Origin of the sequence: Binatus sp. (SeqCode), assembly GCF_050013435.1 — a bacterium.
GTDB lineage: Bacteria > Desulfobacterota > Binatia > Binatales > Binataceae > Binatus.
The window spans coordinates 1-5,259 of record NZ_JBEKFG010000122.1 but is presented as its reverse complement, the minus strand read 5'-3'; the positions used below and the strand labels follow the sequence as shown (position 1 = coordinate 5,259).

Below are 5,259 nucleotides of genomic sequence, written 5' to 3'. Positions count from 1 at the left end.
ATCCCGCCGATGAAATTATCACACGCCAATGGGTCGCGCATCTTTTGTGCGCGCCGCGCGAAACCCATCCGGCCGCAACGCCGCGGAGCGCCGTTCAATGCGGATAGCGATTCTGACGCGCCGTTTCGATAGCGCGGGCGGCGGCACCGAGCGCGATTTGATCGTTACGGCGCAAGGCCTGCGCGCGGCGGGCCATAAAATTACCATTTTCGCAGCCGAGATTCGCGGCGCGACCGGAGACTGGGATGTTCATCGCGTTGGCGGCGGCCCAAGCTTGGGACGCGCGCTGTCCCTCATGCGATTCGCATGGACTGCTGCGCCTGCGGCGCGCCGCGCAGGCGCTGAGCTGGTGCTGAGCTTCGCGCGATGCGTCGGCGCCGACGTGATGCGCTCCGGCGGCGGCGCGCACTCCTGTTACCTCCGCGCGGCGCGAAAATGGCGCGGCGTGCTCGGCGCGTCGGCGATGCGTATCAGCCCGTATCATCAGGTGCAGATGCTCGTCGAGCGCCAGGCCTTCCGAAGTCCCGGCCTCAAGCGCGCGATCGCGGTGTCGAATTTCGTTCGTGACGATCTGATTCGGGAATTCGGCCTCGCGCCTGAGAAAACGGTTACGATTTACAACGGCGTCGATCTCGATCGGTTCCGCCCCGCCGCCGATCCGTCCGAGCGCGTGGCTATCCGCCGGAAGTTTGCGGTTCCCGCCAGTGCCCGGATGGTCGCCTTTGTCGGCAATGGCTTCGCGCGCAAGGGATTGGGATTCCTTATCGAAGCATGGCCGCTGGTCGCGGGCGGCGCGTTTTTGCTGGTGGTCGGCGCCGATCGAGCCGCCGGCAAATTCGCGCGCCGCGCTCACGCCCTCAACGTCGGCGCTCGAGTAGTCTTCGCGGGTCCGCAACCCAACGTCGAGGCTATCTTTCACGCGGCGGACGCGTTTGCGATGCCGTCGCTGTTCGAACCATTCGGCAACGTCGTGATGGAAGCGATGGCCAGTGGATTGCCCGTGATGACCAGTGCGTTCTCGGGCGTTGCGGAGGTGGTCCCGCCCTCGATGCGCGGGTTTCGAGTCGAGAACCCCGACGACGTGGGCGAGGTTGCGCTTCGTCTCGGCCTGTTGTTTGACGCGCCCGCAAGTCTTGCCGTTGAGGCGCGCGAGACGGCTGCGAAATTCACCTGGACGCGCTACGCGAACGAATTGAACGCGCTGATTGGTTCGATAGTTTGAATCGACAGGGTAGGGCGCAGGGCGCGCGTTTCTAGCCGGCGAGACCGTCGAACATTCCGCGCGCGATTGCGAGCCTGCGTTCCTCGCGCGCGATTCGCGCGATGCCGGCGCCCGCCAGCTGCGCAATCCCCAGCCGCGCCACCGCGACCGCGTTCTTCAGGATCACGTCCAGGCTGGAATGCTTCTCATGCAACATGCGGCAGCGGCCGCGCTCGCGCGCAATTCTGATGAATCGTTCGCGATTGGCGCGTGCGGGGTCGACTTCGTGATAGACGAGCGCATCCGGCGCGTATCCGATTCGAAAGCCCGCCCGCCGGATCCGCTGCGACATCTCGGTTTCCTCCTCGTGCCCGCCCGCGCCCGGACCGAGGCGCTCGTCGAACGGTCCGACTTGATTAAGCACGCCGGCACGAAAAGCCATATTCGCGCCGAGCACTCCGCGCACCTCGATTACTTCTTCGCCATGGTCGACGATCGGCAGATCCAGGTACACCGCCATCGGCCCGACCTTTTTTTCGGGATCTTCGGCCGGGAGGATTCGCCCCTTCATCGCGGCGAACTCGCGATGGGTGTCAAAGAACCGCTCGACCGCCACGAGATAGCCCGGCGCGACGATCAGATCGTCGTCGAGGAAGACCAGGATTTCGCTTTCGCCGGCCGTCTGCGCGATTGCGCGATTCTGAATGCGGCATTTTCCGGCGCGAGGTTCGTGCAGATGCTTGAGCGGTACGCCTGCCAGCGAAAGCTCCATCGGCGCCGGCGTGCCGTTTTCGGCGACGATTATCTCGCGCGAGCCAGTCGCGAGTTCCGGCGCGAGGCTTGCCAGCAGCCGCCAAATCGAGTCGGGCCTGCCGTGCGTCGCAACGATGACAGAGGTCTTCAATGCGCTTCAGTCTTGACGCGAATCGGAGCTATCCACCTTGCGAAATCGCATGATGATGTTTTCGTCCATCAGCAGGCTCGCGCTGGTCATGAACCCCAGCAGCTCGCGATTGATTGTGCGCTGGGCCGGTTCTTTTGCGCGCCCGTAGAGTATCCACGAGAACCCCGCGATCAACGGCCACAGAATCGGCGCAAGGATTCGCGACCGCAACTTGCGCCGGCTGCGCCCGAGCGCGTCCATCCGAAGTCCCGCCCCCCATGCGATCCAATGCAGGTCGTTGAGGCCCATCACGTGCCAGTTGCGGCCGTCCGCGACGCGATAACGGTACGCCAGCGGCGCACGCCGTCCCTTGTAGTAGCCGCTGAGCAAGTAATGTATTCGCGAGCTGACGTTCAGGCGATTGGGAGTGGTGACGATCGCGACCGCGCCGGGCCGCATCACGCGCGCGATTTCACCGAGCGCGTGCGGGATGTCGGCGAGATGCTCGATCACTTCGAGCATCATCACCAGGTCGAAGCGCGCCGGGCGAAACGGCAGATCGCGATCGAGGTTGACCGCCACCCAGCCAGGTTTGCGGGTTCGATACTCGGTCGATACTACCCGCCATCCGCGCTCCACAAGCAGACGGCTCGACAGGCCGTCGCCCGCACTCAAGTCCAGCGCGAGCGATGACGGCCCCGGCGCCGGCGCAAGCGCAATCGCGCCGCGAACCCGTTCACTCATCGTAACCGCAGATGGTGTTTCACTGTTTCAATGGCGTCGCGCGCTCCAGCCGGCCGCGCGAATATTGCAATCCCATCTTGAATTGGAATCATCAGCCGGTTAAACCCTATACTCTTGCCCTCGCACGCGAGAGTGGCGGAATGGCAGACGCGCAAGGCTCAGGACCTTGTGAGCGCAAGCTCGTAGGGGTTCAAGTCCCCTCTCTCGCACCAATCACCTTTCCACTTTTTCACCGGCGCCGCGAGATCGCGGCGTTCTCAATAGTCCGTAGGGATCGCGGTACCCGAGCTCTTGTTGCCTGCCTTTTCCGGTCCGTGGCATGTCGCGACATCGGAGACTTTGGCGCCGATGGCCGACGCGATCTCAGCATCGGAGCGGCCCGATTCCGTCTGCAACTTCACGACGTTGCAATCCACGTGGTCAGTGGACATCGAGCTGCAACCCGAGATTGCGCCCGCCAGGAGCAGCGTTCCAAGCGCGGCGGCGATGCCCAATTTGCTAAACGCGTCAGCCATTGCAATATCCCCTCCGGAGTCGAATTCGGCCCGTCCCCAGGAAACCCGGCTTGCGCACGATATTATTAACCGGCGCGGTTTTACAAGCCGCTTGACGGGCTGGGCGCCTCAGCGTCAATGCAGCGCGCTTGAGAGGTGGCCATCAGGACAATATGATTTGAGCGAAGGGCGCGCCGCGCCCTTTTTTCGACGGCGCGAATCCGCCGTCGCGTAAAATATCACAGGCTCGGCGGGATAAGGATACTCACGGTGGATTTGCCCAAGACATTTGACTCGAAGTCCGCTGAAGATAGTTGGTTTCAGAAGTGGATCGACCTGGGCTACTTCAAGGCCGACCCCGCGCGCGAGGGCAAAGTCTTCTCGGTGGTGATTCCACCGCCGAATATCACCGGTCAGCTCCATCTCGGCCACGCGCTCAACGTCTCGCTCCAGGACATCATCGTGCGCACGCGCCGGATGCAGGGTTACAACACGCTGTGGCTGCCCGGCACCGATCACGCCGGAATCGCGACGCAAAACGCGGTCGAGAAGAACCTTGCGAAGGACGGCAAGGACCGTCACCTGCTGGGCCGCGACGCATTCGTCGATCGCGTCTGGCAATGGCGCGCGACTTACGGCGATCGAATCATGAACCAGTTGCGCAGGCTTGGCGCGTCGTGCGACTGGAGCCGCGAGCGCTTCACGCTGGACCCGGGCCTCTCGCGCGCCGTGACGAAAGTGTTCGTCGATCTTTACAACAGGAATCTTATCTACCGCGCCAAGCGGCTCATCAACTGGTGCCCGCGATGCGAAACGGCGCTCTCAGATCTCGAAGTCGATCACAAGGACGTTGCGGGCAGCCTTTGGTACATCCGATATCCATTTGCCGACGGCAGCGGCTCGATCACGATTGCAACGACACGGCCTGAGACGATGCTCGGTGACACTGCCGTCGCCGTGAATCCCGGCGACGAGCGCTACCAGCCGTACGTCGGCAAGACGATTCGTCTGCCGCTGATGCGGCGCGAGATAAAGATCATTGCCGACGGCGCGATCGATCGCGAATTCGGCACCGGCGCCTTGAAAGTGACTCCCGCCCACGACCCGGTGGACTTCGAACTTGGCAAGCGTCACGGCCTCGAGCAGATCCCGGTGCTCGACGGCAAGGCGCGCATCAACGAAAACGGCGGCGTGTATCGGGGGCTTTCGCGCGAGGATGCGCGCAAGCAAATCGTCAAGGACCTCGAGCAGGCCGAACTGCTCGAAAAGATCGAGCCGTATAAGCACGCGGTCGGCGTATGCTCGCGATGCGACACGATCGTCGAGCCGATGCTCTCCGAGCAATGGTTCATGCGGACCCGCGAGATGGCCGATCGCGCGATCGAAGCCGTGCGCAAGGGCGACACGACCTTCCATCCCAGGTTCTGGGAGAACACGTTCTTCAACTGGCTCGAGAACATCCACGACTGGTGCATCTCGCGCCAGCTATGGTGGGGCCATCGGATTCCCGCCTACCGATGCGCGCGATGCGAGCATCTGATCGTCGCGGCCGAGCGGCCGTCGCGATGCCCCGAGTGCGACGGTTCCGACATCATCCAGGACGACGACGTGCTCGACACCTGGTTCAGCTCGGGCCTGTGGCCGATGTCCACGCTCGGATGGCCGGACGATACTCCAGAGCTACGCCGCTACTATCCGACCAGCCTGCTGCTGACGGGATTCGACATCATCTTTTTCTGGGTCGCGCGCATGATGATGTTCGCTCTGGAGCTCACGGACCAGGTGCCGTTCAAGGACGTGTACATCACGCCGCTGGTGCGCGACGAACTTGGCAAGAAGATGACCAAGTCGAAGGGCAACGTCGTTGACCCGCTCGACTTGATGGAACAGTACGGCGCGGACGCGGTCCGCTTCACGTTGGCGCAGTTGGCCGCGCA

5 protein-coding genes and 1 tRNA gene are annotated in these 5,259 nt (G+C 63.1%); 3 read left to right on the top strand and 3 right to left on the bottom strand.

Going from position 1 to position 5,259, the window contains the following annotated elements; all coding sequences use genetic code 11:
• Nucleotides 1-97 precede the first annotated feature (97 nt).
• Nucleotides 98-1,222: a glycosyltransferase family 4 protein gene (locus tag ABSB13_RS16480; RefSeq protein ID WP_428110398.1), complete on the top strand. Its 1,125-nt coding sequence runs from the start codon at nucleotides 98-100 to the stop codon at nucleotides 1,220-1,222.
• Nucleotides 1,223-1,253: 31 nt separating this feature from the next.
• Here the strand turns inward: ABSB13_RS16480 and ABSB13_RS16475 are convergent, their stop codons facing one another.
• Together ABSB13_RS16475 and ABSB13_RS16470 are read right to left on the bottom strand one after the other, a co-directional pair.
• On the bottom strand, nucleotides 1,254-2,105 hold the full coding sequence (locus ABSB13_RS16475; RefSeq protein ID WP_428110396.1) for a glycosyltransferase family 2 protein: 852 nt from the start codon (nucleotides 2,103-2,105) through the stop codon (nucleotides 1,254-1,256).
• Between the two features lie 6 nt (nucleotides 2,106-2,111).
• Nucleotides 2,112-2,828 (bottom strand): class I SAM-dependent methyltransferase, encoded by a 717-nt coding sequence (locus ABSB13_RS16470; protein ID WP_428110395.1) that lies wholly within the window; start codon nucleotides 2,826-2,828, stop codon nucleotides 2,112-2,114.
• Between the two features lie 126 nt (nucleotides 2,829-2,954).
• Here ABSB13_RS16470 and ABSB13_RS16465 point away from each other — a divergent pair.
• Nucleotides 2,955-3,040: transfer RNA gene (locus tag ABSB13_RS16465), tRNA-Leu, on the top strand.
• A 45-nt stretch (nucleotides 3,041-3,085) separates the two neighbouring features.
• Here the strand turns inward: ABSB13_RS16465 and ABSB13_RS16460 are convergent.
• Nucleotides 3,086-3,343 carry a hypothetical protein gene (locus ABSB13_RS16460; protein WP_428110393.1) on the bottom strand — a complete coding sequence of 86 codons (258 nt, stop codon included), beginning with the start codon at nucleotides 3,341-3,343 and terminating at the stop codon, nucleotides 3,086-3,088.
• 249 nt (nucleotides 3,344-3,592) lie between these two features.
• On the opposite strand from ABSB13_RS16460, the gene ABSB13_RS16455 reads away from it, so the two are divergent.
• Nucleotides 3,593-5,259 (top strand): valine--tRNA ligase (locus ABSB13_RS16455; protein WP_428110392.1); only part of this gene is annotated, 1,667 nt, incomplete at its 3' end.

Coding starts and splice junctions, on each gene's coding strand:
- ABSB13_RS16460 (WP_428110393.1), bottom strand. CDS start 3,343: ATGGCTGACGCGTTTAGCAAATTGGGCATCGCCGCCGCGCTTGGAACG.
- ABSB13_RS16480 (WP_428110398.1), top strand. CDS start 98: ATGCGGATAGCGATTCTGACGCGCCGTTTCGATAGCGCGGGCGGCGGC.
- ABSB13_RS16470 (WP_428110395.1), bottom strand. CDS start 2,828: ATGAGTGAACGGGTTCGCGGCGCGATTGCGCTTGCGCCGGCGCCGGGG.